This window comes from Streptomyces sp. NPDC057280 (assembly GCF_042668605.1).
GTDB lineage: Bacteria > Actinomycetota > Actinomycetes > Streptomycetales > Streptomycetaceae > Streptomyces.
The window spans coordinates 684,326-699,347 of the sequence record NZ_JBHUYR010000002.1 but is presented as its reverse complement, the minus strand read 5'-3'; the positions used below and the strand labels follow the sequence as shown (position 1 = coordinate 699,347).

Here is a 15,022-nt window from a genome sequence, read left to right as displayed (position 1 = left end):
ACACCCATTCACCACATTTCTGACACTCCCTCAGGAAGCGCGGGCGGCCCGCTGCCACTTACCTCGGAAGGGCAGGGGACACCGAATCGCTCGAAGGAGCACCCGATGCGCTGTACCGCCCGTCTGCTCACCGGCACCGCGCTCGCCGTCGCGGCCGCTGGGCTGGCCACCGCGCCGGTGTACGCCGCCGGTGCCGGGACCCTGGAGGTGTACCCCTCCTCGGTGGCGCCGGGCGGGCAGGTCACGGTCAACACCGCGGCCTGCGGTGACGACGGCACGGCGGAGGGCGACGCGAGCGCGGTCGGTGCCGGGCGGTTCACGCTCGCGCCGAGCACGCACGAGCAGGACGCGATCGGGCAGTTCGAGGTGCCGGAGAGCGCGCAGCCGGGGACGTACGAGATCGTCGCGACCTGCGCGGAGGGCGGGAAACGGGTCACCGGCGACCTCGTGGTGACGATGACGTCGACGCGGCAGCAGGTGTATCCCCGAGGAAGTGTGAAGACGGGGGTCGGTGGCGCTCTGGGCCCCGACCCCGTGCAGACCGCGGCCGGCGTGGCGGCTCTCGCCGTCGCCGCCGCGGGCGGTACCTGGCTCCTGCATCGCCGGGCGAGAGGCGACGGGATCTGACGGACACCCTCCGCTGTCCGTCCGCCGGTACCGCATGTCCCTCCCCCTCCGGGTCCGACGCCCCTCGCGGCCCGGAGGGGGGCGGGTCCACCGTCCAGGAGGCTCGTTGTGCGCAGCTTCAGCAGGGCCGGCCGGGCCGGCAACGTCGTCATAGCGGCCGTCACCCTGGTCGCCCTGTGCACGGGTGCGTGGCTGCTGCGCAGCGGCGCCGCGACGCACGCCCCGCCGCAGCCGGCCGCGTCCGAGGCCCGCGCCGGTCGCACCGACCCGCGCTCGGCCCCTCCGCTGCCGCCCTCCCCGCCCGACCGCATCCGCATCCCCTCGATCCGGGTGGACGCGCCGTTGACGGGCCTCGGGCTCACCCCGACCGGCAGCCTCGACGTCCCGCCGGCCGCGAAGAAGAACCTCGCCGGCTGGTACGAGGCCGGCACGACCCCCGGTGAGACCGGCACCGCGATCATCGCCGGGCACGTCGACAACGCCGACGGGCCCGCCGTCTTCTACGACCTCGGCGCCCTGAAGAAGGGCAGCACCATCGAGACGGAACGCCGCGACGGCACCACGGCCGTGTTCTCCGTCGACTCCGTCGAGGTCTACGACGCCGACGACTTCCCCGACGCCAAGGTGTACGGCGCGGCCCACCGCCCCGAGCTGCGGGTGATCACCTGCGGCGGCGGCTACTCACGGGCGACCGGCTACCAGGGGAACGTGGTGGTCTTCGCCCATCTCACGGGGAGCCGCTGACCACGGCCTTGGCGACGGCGCGGGCACACTCCAGCGACTCGGCGCGCGCGGTGTCGACCTCGACGTCGTAGGCCACGCCCCGGTGGACCAGCTCCGCCTGCTGTTCCGCCATCCCGCGCACCCGGTCCCCGCGGGCGATCTCCCGGCCCGCGGCCACCGCCGCCTCGCAGTGGACGCCGACCCAGAGGACGTCCAGGCCGTCCAGGACCCGGCGCCACCGCTCCTGGGTCGCCGCGCCGCCGAGGAACACGTCGTCGATGATCAGCCGGGCGCCGGAGTGGGCCATCGCGGCGATCCCGCGGGCCCAGGCCGCTTCCAGCGCCATGAACGCGGGGCCGACCTCCACCGAGCCGTCGGCCGCGAACTCGATGCCGACCCCCTCGCCGGGCATCGCCTCGATCAGCGAGTCGACGCCGAAGGTCAGCCACGGGTCCGGCAGTACCGCCTGAAGACACCGCGCGATCCCGGACTTGCCGGAGCTGGAACCGCCGTTGAGCACGATCACCTGGGTCGCCATGAGGTCACCGTAACGTCAGGCCACCCACTGCTCCCACGCCATTTTCGCCACCAGCGCGAACACCACCGTCAGCAGCACGACCCGGACGAACCCGCTGCCCTTCTTCAGGGCGGTGTGCGCGCCGAGGGTGCCGCCCGCCAGGTTGAACACGGCCATGAGTGCCGCCAACTGCCAGAGCACCGCGCCCTGCCAGGCGAACATCGCGAGCGCGCCGGCATTGGTGCAGCAGTTGACGATCTTCGCGGTGGCGGACGCGGTGACCAGGTCCAGGTGGAGGACCGCGGTGAGGGCGAGGACCAGGAAGGTGCCGGTGCCGGGGCCGATCAGCCCGTCGTAGAAGCCGATGCCGAGGCCCGCGAGGCCGATCGCGGCGAGGACCTGGCGGCGGGTGGCCGGGCCGGTCGCGGGCGCCGTGCCGAAGGCGGGGCGGAGGATGACGAAGGTCCCCACCCCGACCAGCACCACCATGATCACCGGCTTGAGCACCTCCGTGCTCATCCCGGCCGCGAAGAACGCGCCCGCCGAGGACCCCGCGAGGGCGGCCAGCCCGATACGGACGGCGAGGCTCACGTCGACGGGCGCCTTGCGGGCGTACGTCACCGCCGCGCCCGACGTACCGACGATGGCCACCGCCTTGTTGGTGCCGAGGGCGTGCGCGGCCGGGGTGCCGGGCGGGAGGCCGAGGAGGAGGGCCGGGAGCAGGAGCAGGCCACCGCCGCCGACCACGGCGTCGATCCAGCCGGCCGCCAGGGCCGCCAGGCACAGGACGACGACGGTGGTCAGGGGTATGTCGGGCATGGTCGGGACTTTATGGACGGGATACGTGCAGCGTCCAATCACCCGGGCCGCCGGCAGGCTCCGGTCACCTCACAACGCACCCCCGACGCCCGTCCCGAACCCTCACATCCGCACCCCGGCAAGGGGGAGGGCAGCGTTCCTCGTGGGAAACAGACGCGATGCGGTCGGGTAACACCGGCACCGCACGCTCCTAGGCATGACCTCGAATACGCGTGTGGTGGTGATCGGCGCCGGCCTCGCGGGCGTCCGTCTCGCCCGGCGGCTCGGCGAGCTCGGCACGCCCGTGAAGCTGATCGGCGAGGAGGAGCACCGCCCGTACAACCGGGTGCTCCTCGCCGAAGTGCTGGCCGGGCGCTACAGCCCCGAGGTGATCGCGCTGCCCGCGCCGGCGCAGCTCACCCGCGCCCGGGTCACCGGCATCGACCGCGAGGCCCGGACCGTCGAGTGCGCGGACGGCTCGAAGATCGCATACGACACGCTGGTCCTCGCGACCGGTTCCAACCCGGTGCTGCCGCCGCTGCGCGGGCTGTTCAACCCGGACCACGTCCTGCCGGAGGGCGTCCACGCCTTCCGCACCATGGACGACTGCCTGGGCCTGTCCAAGCAGGTACGGCCGGGCGTGAAGGCGGTCGTGATCGGCGGTGGGCTGCTCGGCGTCTCCGCCGCCCGGGCGCTCGCCCAGCGTGGCGCCCAGGTGGTCCTCGCCCAGCAGGGCGAGCGGCTCATGGAGCGCCAGCTCGACCCGAGCGCCTCGAAGCTGGTCCAGCGGCATCTGATGGACCTCGGTGTGGAGATCCACACCGAGTGCCGGGTGCGGGACGTGCGGGTCGTCGGCGGCGCGGTCCGCTCGGTCGAGATGTCCGACGGTTACGCCCTCGACGCCGACCTCGTGGTCCTGGCCTGTGGTGTCCACCCGCGCGCGGGCCTGGCCTGGAACGCCGGCCTGGAGATCCGCAAGGGCATCGTCGTCGACGACGAACTGCGCACCTCCGACCCGTACATCCACGCCATCGGCGACTGTGCCCAGCACGACGGCGTGCTGTACGGACTGGCCACTCCGGCCCTCGAACAGGCCGATGTGCTCGCCGAGTTGCTCGCGGGCCGGACGAACGCCCGCTACACCGGCACCCGTTCCCTGACCCGGCTCACGCTGACCGGCCCGGACTCCCCCTTCGACCTCGCCGCGTTCGGCGAGACCGAGGCGCGGCCCGGGGACGACGTCGTCCAGCTCACGGACGCCACCCGCGGCACCTACCGCAAGGTCGTCGTCCGCGACGACCGCCTGGTCGGCGGGGTCCTCGTCGGCGAACTCGGCACCGTCGGCGCGCTCGCCCGCGCCTGGGAGGGAGCAGAGCCGCTCCCCGACGACGGCCCCCTGCTCCACCTGCTCACCAACGATGGAGGCTCCTGATGACCGCCCGCCCGGAGGCCACGGAGGCCACCCCCACGATCGTCCTCGTCGGCCACGGCATGGTCGGCCAGCGCTTCCTGGAGGCGCTCGCCGAGCGCGGCCTGACCGCCACCCACCGCGTGGTCGTGCTGTGCGAGGAGCCGCGCCCGGCCTATGACCGCGTCGCCCTCACCTCGTACTTCTCGGGCAAGACGCCCGAGGACCTGTCCCTGACGGACATGGAGTTCATCCAGGCGCACGGCATCGAGCTGTACGTCGGCGACCCGGCCGAGACGATCGACCGCGAGGCGAAGCGGGTCACCGCGAAGTCCGGCCAGGTCTTCGGCTACGACATCCTCGTCCTCGCCACCGGCTCCTTCCCGTTCGTCCCGCCGGTCCCGAACAAGGACGCCACCGGCTGCTTCGTCTACCGCACGATCGAGGACCTCCTCGCGATCGAGGAGTACGCCAAGAACTCGACGACGGGTGCCGTGGTCGGCGGCGGTCTGCTGGGACTCGAGGCCGCCGGCGCGCTCAAGGGGCTCGGACTGACCTCCCACATCGTGGAGTTCGCGCCGCGTCTGATGCCGGTGCAGGTGGACGAGGGCGGTGGCGCGGCCCTTCTACGGACCATCGAGGAGATGGGCCTGAGCGTCCACACGGGCGTCGGCACCCAGGAGATCGTCGTCGACGAGACGGGCGCCGTCACCGGCATGAAGCTCTCCGACGGCTCCGAACTCGCCACCGACTTCGTGGTGTTCAGCGCCGGTGTCCGCCCCCGCGACCAGCTGGCCCGCGACTGCGGACTCACGGTCGGCGAGCGCGGCGGCATCACCGTCGACGAGCAGTGCCGCACGGTGAACGACCCGAGCGTCTTCGCGATCGGCGAGTGCGCGCTGGCCGCCGACGGCCGGGTGTACGGCCTGGTCGCCCCCGGTTACGAGCAGGCCGAGACGGCAGCCGCGACCATCGCGTCGGACGAAGCGGCTTTTGCGGGCGCCGACTTGTCGACCAAGCTGAAGCTGCTCGGCGTGGACGTCGCCTCTTTCGGCGACGCGCACGGCACCACCGAGGACTGCCTGGACGTCGTCTACTCCGACTCCCGCGCGGGGCTGTACAAGAAGCTGGTCATCGGCCGCGACGGCACGCTCCTCGGCGGCATCCTGGTCGGCGACGCGGAGGCCTACGGCACGCTGAAGGCGTTCACCGGTTCGGTCCCGCCGGTCTCCCCCGAGTCGCTGGTGCTGCCCGCCGGTGCCGGCGAGTCCGTCCAGCTCGGCCCGAGCGCGCTGCCGGACGACGCGATCATCTGCTCCTGCAACAACGTCCGCAAGGGCACGATCCGCGCCGCGGTCACCGACCACCAGTGCACGACCGTGCCCGAGGTGAAGAAGTGCACCAAGGCCGGCACGACGTGCGGCAGTTGCGTCAAGGTTCTCGGCCAGCTGGTCAACGCCGAGCTGGAGGCGTCCGGCATCGAGGTCGACAAGGGCCTGTGCGGCTGCTTCGGGCAGACCCGCGAGGAGCTGTACGAGATCGTCCTCGCCCTGCGCATCAACACCTACCAGGACCTCCTCGACCGGTACGGCCGCGACGAGGCCAGGGGCGGCGAGGGCTGCGAGATCTGCAAGCCCGCGGTCGCCTCGATCATCGCCTCCCTCGCCCCGACGATCGGCGCCGACGTCTACGTCCTCGACGGCGAGCAGGCCGCCCTCCAGGACACCAACGACCACTTCCTGGCCAACCTCCAGAAGAACGGCTCCTACTCGGTCGTCCCGCGCATCCCCGGCGGTGAGATCACCCCGGAGGGCCTGATCGTCATCGGCGAGATCGCCCGCGACTTCGGCCTCTACACGAAGATCACCGGCGGCCAGCGGATCGACATGTTCGGCGCCCGCGTCGAACAGCTCCCGCTGATCTGGACGCGGTTGGTGGACGCCGGCTTCGAGTCCGGCCACGCGTACGGCAAGTCCCTGCGCACGGTGAAGTCCTGCGTGGGGCAGACCTGGTGCCGCTACGGCGTCCAGGACTCGGTCCGCATGGCGATCGACCTGGAGCTGCGCTACCGGGGCCTGCGCTCCCCGCACAAGCTGAAGTCGGCGGTCTCGGGCTGTGCCCGCGAGTGCGCCGAGGCCCAGTCGAAGGACTTCGGCATCATCGCCACCTCCGGCGGCTGGAACCTGTACGTCGGCGGCAACGGCGGCGCCACCCCGCGTCACGCGGACCTCCTCGCGCAGGACCTCTCCGACGCCGAACTCATCAAGCTCATCGACCGGTTCCTGATGTTCTACATCCGCACCGCCGACCGCCTGGAGCGCACCTCGACCTGGCTGGAGCGCATCCCGGGCGGCCTGGACCACGTCCGTGACGTGGTCGTCGAGGACTCCCTCGGCATCTGCGAGGAGCTGGAGAGCCTGATGGCCAACCACGTCGCGCACTACCGCGACGAGTGGGCCGACACCATCAACGACCCCGAGAAGCTCGCCCGGTTCGTGTCCTTCGTGAACGCCCCCGACACCCCCGACCCGGTCGTCGGCTTCGTCCCCGAGCGCGACCAGATCAAGCCCGACCTGCCGCTGCTGTCCATCGGCATGCGCCCTGCTGAAGACGTCCTGGAAGGAACCGCCCAGCGATGACCCTGGCACCCGAGACCACCGACCTTAAGGTCCAACTCCAGCTCGACGACAGCTGGTTCACGGTCTGCGACCTGAACGTCCTGCTCCCGGGCCGCGGAGTCGCGGCCCTGCTGCCCGACGGCCGCCAGGTGGCCCTGTTCCGCGACCGCGCGGGCAAGCTGTACGCCATCGACAACCGCGACCCGTTCGGCGGCGCGGCGGTCCTCTCCCGCGGTCTGACCGGCACGCTCCGGGGCCGGGCCTTCGTGGCCTCGCCCCTGCTGAAGCAGCGCTTCGACCTGGAGACCGGGGAGTGCCTGGACGACGAGACGGTACGGATCGCGACGTACCAGGTGCGGGCCGCGTAGTGTCGTTCCGGCAGCCTTCTTGACCGATCGTTCCAGATCACCCTAGGCTGCTTCCCATGGCCAGGACCAAGGAGTTCGACCCCGAGGCCGCGCTGCAGGCAGCTCTGGAGCTGTTCTGGCGGCGCGGCTACGAGGCGACGTCGATGGCCGACCTCGTCGAGCACCTCGGCATCGGCCGCGCGAGCATCTACGCGACCTTCGGCAACAAGCACGAGCTGTACCTGAAGGCGCTGGAGCGCTATCAGGAACGGCTGCCGGACCTGCTCGGGGAGTTGTCCCAGCCGGGCCCGGTCCTGCCGGCCGTCCGCGCGCTCGTCCGGCGCTACGCCGATGAGGCCACCGCCGAGAACCTGCGCCTGAACGGCTGCTTCATCACCAACACGGCGGCAGAGCTCGCCCCGCACGACCCGGCGGCGGCCCGGCAGGTCGAGCGGAACTGGGACCACGTGGAGACGGTGCTGCACTCGGGCCTGGTCCGTGCCCGGGCGCAGGGTGAACTGCCCGAGGGCCGCGACCCGTTGACCCTCGCGCGCATGCTGCTGGTGCTGCTCCAGGGCCTCAAGGTCGTGGGCAAGGCGTCGCCCGACCCGGCCAGGGTGCGGGACGCGGCGGAACAGGCGCTGGCGCTGCTGGACTGAGCGCTGCGGCTTTTTATTTGGCAGCATATTAAACCGATCGGTCAAGAATAAGGGGAGATCATGACCAGCCGTTTCCACGACAGGACCGCTCTCGTCACAGGCGCGGGCTCGGGTATCGGCCGCGCGATCGCCTTGGCGCTCGCCGCCGAGGGGGCTCAGGTGGTGGTGGCCGGCCGTCGTCACGAGCCGCTGGCGGAGACCGTGCGGCTGATCGAGGAGGCCGGCGGCAAGGCCCTCGCGGTCACCGCGGACGTCACCGACGCCGCCGAGGTCCAGGCACTGGTCGACGCGGTGGTGGACCGGTTCGGCTCGCTGGACGTGGCGGTGAACAACGCCGGCGTCTTCCGGGGCGGACAGCCGCTCGCCGACCTCGCGGAGGCCGACTGGCACGAGCAGCTCGCCATCAACCTCACCGGCGTCTTCCTCGCCCTCCGGGCGGAGGTCCGCCAGATGCGCACCCAGCCGTCGGGCGGCGCCATCGTCAACATCGCCTCGACCTTCGGCGCCCACACCCGCCACCCCGGCGCCGCCGCGTACGCCGCCACCAAGGCGGCCGTGTCCGTCCTGACGCGGGGCGCGGCCCTGGACCACATCCGCGACGGCGTCCGGATCAACGCGGTCAGCCCCGGCGCGGTGGAGACGCCGATGTCGCTGCGCCGGGGCGAGACGGAGGCGCAGCGCACCGAACGCGCCGCCGAGACCCTGCCGTTGGGCCGTATCTCCACCACGGACGAGATCGCCGCGGCGGTCCTCTACCTGGCCTCGGACGACGCGTCCTCGGTGGTGGGCACCGACCTGGTGGTGGACAGCGGGGCGACGGCCTGAGCCGACGCCCTCACCCGCCGGCGAGATCGCGGGCGTGCGCCAGTGCCCGGTCGACGGCCGTCAGGAGCCGGTGCTCCCCCTCGACAGCGGAACACGGCAGGCGGCCGGCAAGGGCGCGCCCGGCCCCGGCCCGGCCGGCCGGTCCGTGAGATCGGGGTGCGTTTTCGGGACTGTCGGCCCAGTTGGCGGCCGGCTCAGGGCTTCAGGAGGTCGTACGGGACGCCGGTCAACCGTTCCGAGGCGGCCCACAGCAGTTCCCCCGCCCGGTCGTTCAGCGTCCAGGGTGCTCGCCAGGACGGGCCGGGGGCGCCGCGCCAGCCCGCGAGGGAGGGGCCGGTGAAGGAGTCGGGCGGGACGTCGGGGGCGGTGGCCGCGTACAGCGTGGGCAGGGCGCCGCCCTCCGCGGACTGGGCGAAGTACCTGTTGCCGACCGCCATGAACCGCTCGGCGAACCGCCGTCCGGCCATCCGCGGCCCGGCTTCCTGGAGGTTGGTCGCCGCGTACCCCGGATGGGCCGCGGCGGCCACCACGTCCGCGCCGTGCCCCGCGAGCCGGCGGGCCAGCTCGTGGGTGAAGAGCAGGTTGGCGGTCTTGGAGCGGGCGTAGGCGATCCAACGCCGGTAGCGGCGCTCGCTGTTGAGGTCGCGGAGGTCGATGTTGGCCATCGCGTGCGCGCCGCTGGAGACGGTCACCACCCGGGCGCCGGGAGTGTCGAGGAGCGTGGGCAGCAGCAGCCCGGTGAGAGCGAAGTGCCCGAGGTGGTTGACGCCGAACTGCGTCTCGAACCCGTCCGCCGTGGTGCCGTACGGCAGCGCCATCACGCCCGCGTTGTTGACGAGCAGATCGAGGCGGTCGTACGGGAAGCTCCGCGCGAAGTCCCGTACCGAGGCGAGGTCCCCGAGGTCGAGCCGGGTGAACTCCACGTCGGCGCCCGGCACTTCGGTGACGAGCCGGTCCCCGGCCTCGGTGCCGCGCGCCTCGCTGCGGCAGGCCAGCACCACCCGGGCGCCCGCGCGGGCCAGCTCCCGCGCGGTGACGTACCCGAGGCCGCTGTTGGCGCCGGTGACCACGGCCGTGCGCCCGCTCTGGTCGGGGATGTCCCGCGCGCTCCAGCCGGACATGAGCGGCCTCCCTCCACCGATGACGGAAGCCCAGCCTACGAGCGAGGGCACTCCTGGTCACGTGAGCCGTACGCCCGATTCATGTCTTGTCCATGACACGTCTATCCCGTGACCCTAGGGTCCGACACCGCGCGACCCCGCCGCCGACCGGTGGCGGGGCTGTCACGACACCCCTATGGAGTGAGCGTGGAACGTCGTACCTTCCTCCGTGCGACCGTCGTCGGCGGGGCCTCCGCCGCCTTCGGCGGCTCCCTGTGGCACGGTGCCGCATACGCCGCCCCCGCCCAGCCCGGCACCGGCCCCTACGGGGCGCTCGGTTCCCCGGACGCCAACGGCATCCGGCTGCCCGCCGGTTTCAGCAGCCGCGTCATCGCCCGCTCGGGACAGACGGTGAGCGGGACGTCGTACGCCTGGCACAGCGCCCCGGACGGCGGCGCGTGCTACGCGGACGGCACGGGCTGGATCTACGTCTCCAACTCGGAGATCAACCCGAGCGGCGGCGCGAGCGCGGTGAGGTTCTCCTCGTCCGGCGCGATCACGGGCGCGTACCGCATCCTGTCGGGCACGCGGCAGAACTGCGCGGGCGGCAGGACGCCGTGGAACACCTGGCTGTCCTGCGAGGAGGTGGACCGCGGCTTCGTCTACGAGACGGACCCGTGGGGGGTGAACGCGGCGGTGCAACGGCCGGCGATGGGCCGCTTCAAGCACGAGGCGGCGGCCGCGGACCCGGTGCGCAAGGTGATCTATCTGACCGAGGACGAGACGAACGGCCGCTTCTACCGTTTCGTGCCCACGACTTGGGGCGACCTCTCGTCCGGCACGCTCCAGGTGCTGGTGGCGGGCACGGCCACGTCCGGCTCCTTCACCTGGACGACGATCCCCGATCCCGACGGCTCCCCCACGACCACCCGCACCCAGGTCTCCGGCTCCAAGTCCTTCAACGGCGGCGAGGGTTGCCACTACGCCGACGACAAGGTGTGGTTCACGACCAAGGGCGACAACCGCGTCTGGCAGCTCGACCTGACCTCCAGCACCTACGAGTTGGCGTACGACGACTCCCTGGTCACCTCCGGCACGGCCCCGCTGACCGGCGTCGACAACGTCACCGGCTCCTCCTCCGGCGACCTCTTCGTCGCCGAGGACGGCGGCACCATGGAGATCTGCCTGATCACCCCGGACGACGTGGTCGCCCCCTTCCTCCGCATCGACGGCCAGTCCTCCTCGGAGATCACGGGCCCGGCCTTCTCCCCCGACGGCACCCGCCTGTACTTCTCCAGCCAACGGGGCACGACGGGAAGCTCGTCGGGCGGAATCACGTACGAGGTGACGGGCCCGTTCCGGGCGTAGCCGCACATTGGTCACGGATTGAACACTTCACCTTCACAAATGAAGGTGCGGTCATACGGTCATCCCCTCACAGCACCTTCGGGGGGACGCCATGACAAATCCGTACACCACGCCGTCCGCTTCCGGCCCCGCACCCAAGTGGGCCCGGAAGCGGTACGCGCTGCCCGCTCTCGCGCTCGCGCTCTTCGTCGGCATCGGCATAGGCGCGGGCGGCGAGGGCACCGGGAACGACGCGAAGCCCGCGGCGGCCAAGCCGGCACCGACGGCCACCGTGACGGCCACGGCCACGGCGACCGAGACCGCCGAGCCGGAACCGGCGGCCACCGTGACCGCCACGGAGACCGTCAAGGTCACCAAGACGGTCACGGCGCGAGCCGAGGCGGACACCGGGTCCGGCTCCGGCTCGGACTCGGACGGCGACTCCGGCAGCGTCTACTACGCCAACTGCAGCGAAGCCCGCGCCGCCGGCGCCGCCCCCATCTACCGCGGCCAGCCCGGCTACGCCTCCCACCTGGACCGCGACAACGACGGGGTCGCCTGCGACAGCTGACCCAGCGTCGGGCTCGCGGAGAGTTACCGGCCAGTCACGTCACGTTCGTATCACGGGTCCTTCATACCGCCTCCACAAGAGCGGTCCCTCAATAGGTTCGTCACCTCGTATCTGACCAACCGTCACTTCTTGATCACGCACGCCCCCGGAAGGACCCGCAGTGAAGCTGCTCCGCAAGCCCGGCGCCCTCGTCGTCGCCGCGCTGGCCCTGGCCGTACTCCCGTCGGCCGCCTCGGCCCACGACGGCGACCACCCGTTCGAGAACTGCACGGACGCATACGCCGCCGGGTACGCGAACATCCCCAAGGGCGACGAGCATTACGGCACCCATCTCGACCGGGACGGCGACGGCGTCGGCTGCGACCGGCCGCCCGCGGACTTCGTCCCGGCCGACGACAAGGCCGCCGGAGCGGACGAGACGGACGGGGCCGACACCCGGCAACCCGACGACGACCTCGCCGAGACCGGCGGGAACGACACCACCCCGTACCTCGCGGCCGGCAGCGTGGTCGCCCTGGCCGCCGGCAGCGGAGTCCTGCTGGCGGCGCGCAAGCGGCGGGCCCCGGCGGACCGCCCGTAGAAGGCCGAAGGAGCGGCACCCCCGCACAGGGTGCCGCTCCTTCTTGGTGATCCGGAACCGCCGCCCATCGGTACTGAGGGTCGGGGACGGACGGCGGTTCCGGCGCCAGAGGTGGATCAGCGGTGGTCGCTGCCCACGGACTCGGAGGCCGCGCGGCCCGCTTCCAGGCGGGCGACCGGGATGCGGAACGGGGAGCAGGAGACGTAGTCCAGGCCGACCTCGTGGAAGAAGTGGACCGACTCCGGGTCGCCGCCGTGCTCGCCGCAGACGCCGAGCTTGAGGTCGGGGCGGGTGGCGCGGCCGGCCTCGGCGGCCAGCTTCACCAGGGAGCCCACGCCGTCCTTGTCGATCGTCTCGAACGGCGACACCCCGAAGATGCCCTTCTCCAGGTACGCCGTGAAGAACGAAGCCTCCACGTCGTCCCGGCTGAAGCCCCACACCGTCTGGGTGAGGTCGTTCGTGCCGAAGCTGAAGAACTCCGCCGCCTCGGCGATCTGACCGGCCGTGAGGGCGGCGCGCGGCAGCTCGATCATCGTGCCGATCGACAGCTTCAAAGACGTCCCGGTCGCGGCCTCGACCTCCGCGATGACCTGGTCGGCCTCCTCGCGGACGATCTCCAGCTCCTGGACCGTGCCGACGAGCGGGATCATGATCTCAGCCCGCGGGTCGCCCTTGGCGTTCTTGCGCTCGGCGGCCGCCTCGGCGATCGCCCGTACCTGCATGGTGAACAGGCCCGGGATCACAAGACCCAGACGCACGCCGCGCAGGCCCAGCATCGGGTTCTGCTCGTGCAGGCGGTGGACCGCCTGGAGCAGCCGCAGCTCGTTCTCGTGCGGTTCCTGGCGGGACTCGGCGAGGGCCACGCGGACCGACAGCTCGGTGATGTCGGGCAGGAACTCGTGCAGCGGCGGGTCCAGGAGACGGACCGTCACCGGAAGGCCGTCCATCGCCGAGAACAGCTCGACGAAGTCCTTCTTCTGCAGCGGCAGCAGCTCCGCCAGCGCGGACTCCCGCTCCTCCTCGGTGTCGGCGAGGATCAGCTTCTCGACCATCTCGCGGCGCTCACCGAGGAACATGTGCTCGGTACGGCACAGCCCGATGCCCTGCGCGCCGAAGCGACGGGCGCGCAGCGCGTCCTCGGCGTTGTCCGCGTTGGCGCGGACCCGCAGCCGGCGCTTGCGGTCGGCGAAGGCCATGATGCGGTGGACCGCCTCGACCAGTTCGTCGGCGTCGTTGGCACCCGCGTGCATCCGGCCCTCGAAGTACTCGACGACGGGAGACGGGACGACCGGGACCTCGCCCAGGTAGACCTTGCCGGACGACCCGTCGATGGAGATCAGGTCGCCCTCCTCCACCACATGCCCGCCCGGGACCGTCATCCGGCGCCGCTTGGTGTCGACCTCCAGCTCCTCGGCGCCGCAGACACAGGTCTTGCCCATGCCGCGCGCGACGACGGCCGCGTGGGAGGTCTTGCCGCCGCGCGAGGTCAGGATGCCCTCGGCCGCGATCATGCCGTCGAGGTCGTCGGGGTTGGTCTCGCGGCGGACCAGGATGACCTTCTCGCCGGAGCGCGACCACTTCACGGCGGTGTACGAGTCGAAGACCGCCTTGCCGACCGCCGCGCCCGGCGAGGCCGCGATGCCCCGGCCGATCTGCTCGACCTTGGCGTCCTCGTCGAACTTGGGGAACATCAGCTGGGCGAGCTGGGCGCCGGTGACCCGCTGGAGCGCCTCGGCCTCGTCGATCAGGCCCTGGTCCACGAGCTGGGTGGCGATGCGGAAGGCGGCACCGGCCGTCCGCTTGCCGACGCGGGTCTGGAGCATCCACAGCTGACCGCGCTCGATGGTGAACTCGATGTCGCAGAGGTCCTTGTAGTGGTTCTCCAGCGTCTCCATGATCTGCATCAGCTGGTCGTACGACTTCTTGTCGATCTGCTCCAGCTCCGCGAGCGGCACGGTGTTGCGGATGCCGGCGACGACGTCCTCGCCCTGGGCGTTCTGGAGGTAGTCGCCGTAGACGCCCTGGTGGCCGGAGGCCGGGTCGCGGGTGAAGGCGACGCCGGTGCCGGAGTCGGGACCGAGGTTGCCGAAGACCATGGAACAGACGTTGACGGCCGTGCCCAGGTCGCCGGGGATGCGCTCCTGTCGGCGGTAGAGCTTGGCGCGGTCGGTGTTCCAGGAGTCGAAGACCGCCTTGATGGCGAGGTCCATCTGCTCGCGCGGGTCCTGCGGGAAGTCCCGGCCGGCCTCGGCCTTGACGATCCGCTTGAACTTGGTGACGAGCTTCTTGAGGTCGGCCGCCTCCAGGTCGGTGTCGACCGCGACCTTCTTGGCGTCCTTCGCGGCGTCGAGGGCCTCTTCGAAGAGCTCGCCGTCGACACCGAGGACGGTCTTGCCGAACATCTGGATGAGGCGGCGGTAGGAGTCCCAGGCGAAGCGCTCGTCGCCGGCCTGCTCGGCGAGGCCCTTCACCGACTTGTCGGAGAGGCCGATGTTCAGGACCGTGTCCATCATGCCGGGCATGGAGAACTTGGCGCCGGAGCGGACCGAGACGAGCAGCGGGTCGTCGGCCTGGCCGAGCTTCTTGCCCATCCGCTTCTCGAGGGCGTCGAGGTGCGCACTCACCTCGTCACGCAGTGCCACCGGCTCCGCGCCGCTCTCCAGGTAGACCTTGCAGGCTTCGGTCGTGATGGTGAAGCCGGGGGGAACGGGGAGTCCCAGGTTGGTCATCTCGGCGAGGTTCGCGCCCTTGCCGCCGAGGAGGTCCTTGAGGTCCTTGTTTCCCTCGGTGAAGTCGTAGACGAACTTCGCTACGTGGGGTTCTTTGTTTTCCGACACGGTTCTCGACTCCCTCGAGGACGCGGTGGCTGCCCTGACGACGGGGAACATACCCAGATCGAAGG

General features: G+C 71.5%; 14 protein-coding genes. 10 read left to right on the top strand and 4 right to left on the bottom strand.

Annotated elements, in window-relative coordinates; all coding sequences use genetic code 11:
- The first annotated feature begins 105 nt into the window (after positions 1-105).
- Positions 106-627 carry a hypothetical protein gene (locus ACFUO4_RS13705; RefSeq protein WP_383483700.1) on the top strand — a complete coding sequence of 174 codons (522 nt, stop codon included), beginning with the start codon at positions 106-108 and terminating at the stop codon, positions 625-627.
- Between the two features lie 108 nt (positions 628-735).
- A complete protein-coding gene (locus ACFUO4_RS13700; protein ID WP_383483697.1) occupies positions 736-1,371 on the top strand; it encodes a class F sortase in 636 nt (211 codons plus the stop codon).
- Here the strand turns inward: ACFUO4_RS13700 and cpt are convergent.
- Positions 1,355-1,888, bottom strand: coding sequence for a chloramphenicol phosphotransferase CPT (gene cpt / locus ACFUO4_RS13695; protein WP_383483694.1), 534 nt, complete (start codon positions 1,886-1,888; stop codon positions 1,355-1,357). The genes ACFUO4_RS13700 and cpt overlap by 17 nt on opposite strands.
- A gap of 15 nt (positions 1,889-1,903) precedes the next feature.
- The gene (locus tag ACFUO4_RS13690) at positions 1,904-2,686 is read right to left on the bottom strand and encodes a TSUP family transporter (RefSeq protein ID WP_079308326.1); all 783 of its coding nucleotides are present in this window, start codon (positions 2,684-2,686) and stop codon (positions 1,904-1,906) included.
- 196 nt (positions 2,687-2,882) lie between these two features.
- Between ACFUO4_RS13690 and ACFUO4_RS13685 the strand changes: the two genes are divergently transcribed.
- Genes ACFUO4_RS13685 through ACFUO4_RS13665 form a run of 5 tightly spaced genes read left to right on the top strand, consistent with a single transcriptional unit; the run spans position 2,883 to position 8,522 of the window.
- Positions 2,883-4,097: an NAD(P)/FAD-dependent oxidoreductase gene (locus tag ACFUO4_RS13685; RefSeq protein ID WP_383483691.1), complete on the top strand. Its 1,215-nt coding sequence runs from the start codon at positions 2,883-2,885 to the stop codon at positions 4,095-4,097.
- On the top strand, positions 4,097-6,712 hold the full coding sequence (nirB, locus tag ACFUO4_RS13680) for a nitrite reductase large subunit NirB (RefSeq protein ID WP_383483688.1): 2,616 nt from the start codon (positions 4,097-4,099) through the stop codon (positions 6,710-6,712). The genes ACFUO4_RS13685 and nirB overlap by 1 nt, the downstream gene beginning before the upstream one ends.
- On the top strand, positions 6,709-7,059 hold the full coding sequence (gene nirD / locus ACFUO4_RS13675) for a nitrite reductase small subunit NirD (protein ID WP_383483685.1): 351 nt from the start codon (positions 6,709-6,711) through the stop codon (positions 7,057-7,059). Before nirB ends, nirD begins: the two co-directional genes overlap by 4 nt.
- A gap of 56 nt (positions 7,060-7,115) precedes the next feature.
- Positions 7,116-7,697, top strand: coding sequence for a TetR/AcrR family transcriptional regulator (locus ACFUO4_RS13670; protein ID WP_079308322.1), 582 nt, complete (start codon positions 7,116-7,118; stop codon positions 7,695-7,697).
- A gap of 60 nt (positions 7,698-7,757) precedes the next feature.
- Complete coding sequence (locus tag ACFUO4_RS13665) at positions 7,758-8,522, top strand: SDR family NAD(P)-dependent oxidoreductase (protein WP_383483681.1); 765 nt, start codon at positions 7,758-7,760, stop codon at positions 8,520-8,522.
- Between the two features lie 194 nt (positions 8,523-8,716).
- Here ACFUO4_RS13665 and ACFUO4_RS13660 read toward each other — a convergent pair whose 3' ends face one another.
- Positions 8,717-9,643 carry an oxidoreductase gene (locus tag ACFUO4_RS13660; RefSeq protein WP_383483678.1) on the bottom strand — a complete coding sequence of 309 codons (927 nt, stop codon included), beginning with the start codon at positions 9,641-9,643 and terminating at the stop codon, positions 8,717-8,719.
- 186 nt (positions 9,644-9,829) lie between these two features.
- Here ACFUO4_RS13660 and ACFUO4_RS13655 point away from each other — a divergent pair, with 186 nt between their 5' ends.
- From ACFUO4_RS13655 to ACFUO4_RS13645, 3 genes are all read left to right on the top strand, one after another.
- Positions 9,830-10,990 (top strand): alkaline phosphatase PhoX, encoded by a 1,161-nt coding sequence (locus ACFUO4_RS13655; protein ID WP_383483675.1) that lies wholly within the window; start codon positions 9,830-9,832, stop codon positions 10,988-10,990.
- A gap of 91 nt (positions 10,991-11,081) precedes the next feature.
- Positions 11,082-11,540 carry an excalibur calcium-binding domain-containing protein gene (locus ACFUO4_RS13650; RefSeq protein ID WP_383483672.1) on the top strand — a complete coding sequence of 153 codons (459 nt, stop codon included), beginning with the start codon at positions 11,082-11,084 and terminating at the stop codon, positions 11,538-11,540.
- 160 nt (positions 11,541-11,700) lie between these two features.
- A complete protein-coding gene (locus ACFUO4_RS13645) occupies positions 11,701-12,120 on the top strand; it encodes an LAETG motif-containing sortase-dependent surface protein (RefSeq protein WP_383483669.1) in 420 nt (139 codons plus the stop codon).
- A 116-nt stretch (positions 12,121-12,236) separates the two neighbouring features.
- On the opposite strand, the gene ppdK is transcribed toward ACFUO4_RS13645, so the two are convergent.
- Positions 12,237-14,957: a pyruvate, phosphate dikinase gene (gene ppdK, locus ACFUO4_RS13640; protein WP_079308316.1), complete on the bottom strand. Its 2,721-nt coding sequence runs from the start codon at positions 14,955-14,957 to the stop codon at positions 12,237-12,239.
- Positions 14,958-15,022 lie beyond the last annotated feature (65 nt).

What these genes read in the sequence shown, in the direction of transcription:
- ACFUO4_RS13705 (WP_383483700.1), top strand. Translation starts at nt 106, where the DNA reads ATGCGCTGTACCGCCCGTCTGCTCACCGGCACCGCGCTCGCCGTCGCG.
- cpt (WP_383483694.1), bottom strand. Translation starts at nt 1,888, where the DNA reads ATGGCGACCCAGGTGATCGTGCTCAACGGCGGTTCCAGCTCCGGCAAG.
- ACFUO4_RS13690 (WP_079308326.1), bottom strand. Translation starts at nt 2,686, where the DNA reads ATGCCCGACATACCCCTGACCACCGTCGTCGTCCTGTGCCTGGCGGCC.
- ACFUO4_RS13685 (WP_383483691.1), top strand. Translation starts at nt 2,883, where the DNA reads ATGACCTCGAATACGCGTGTGGTGGTGATCGGCGCCGGCCTCGCGGGC.
- nirB (WP_383483688.1), top strand. Translation starts at nt 4,097, where the DNA reads ATGACCGCCCGCCCGGAGGCCACGGAGGCCACCCCCACGATCGTCCTC.
- nirD (WP_383483685.1), top strand. Translation starts at nt 6,709, where the DNA reads ATGACCCTGGCACCCGAGACCACCGACCTTAAGGTCCAACTCCAGCTC.
- ACFUO4_RS13670 (WP_079308322.1), top strand. Translation starts at nt 7,116, where the DNA reads ATGGCCAGGACCAAGGAGTTCGACCCCGAGGCCGCGCTGCAGGCAGCT.
- ACFUO4_RS13665 (WP_383483681.1), top strand. Translation starts at nt 7,758, where the DNA reads ATGACCAGCCGTTTCCACGACAGGACCGCTCTCGTCACAGGCGCGGGC.
- ACFUO4_RS13660 (WP_383483678.1), bottom strand. Translation starts at nt 9,643, where the DNA reads ATGTCCGGCTGGAGCGCGCGGGACATCCCCGACCAGAGCGGGCGCACG.
- ACFUO4_RS13650 (WP_383483672.1), top strand. Translation starts at nt 11,082, where the DNA reads ATGACAAATCCGTACACCACGCCGTCCGCTTCCGGCCCCGCACCCAAG.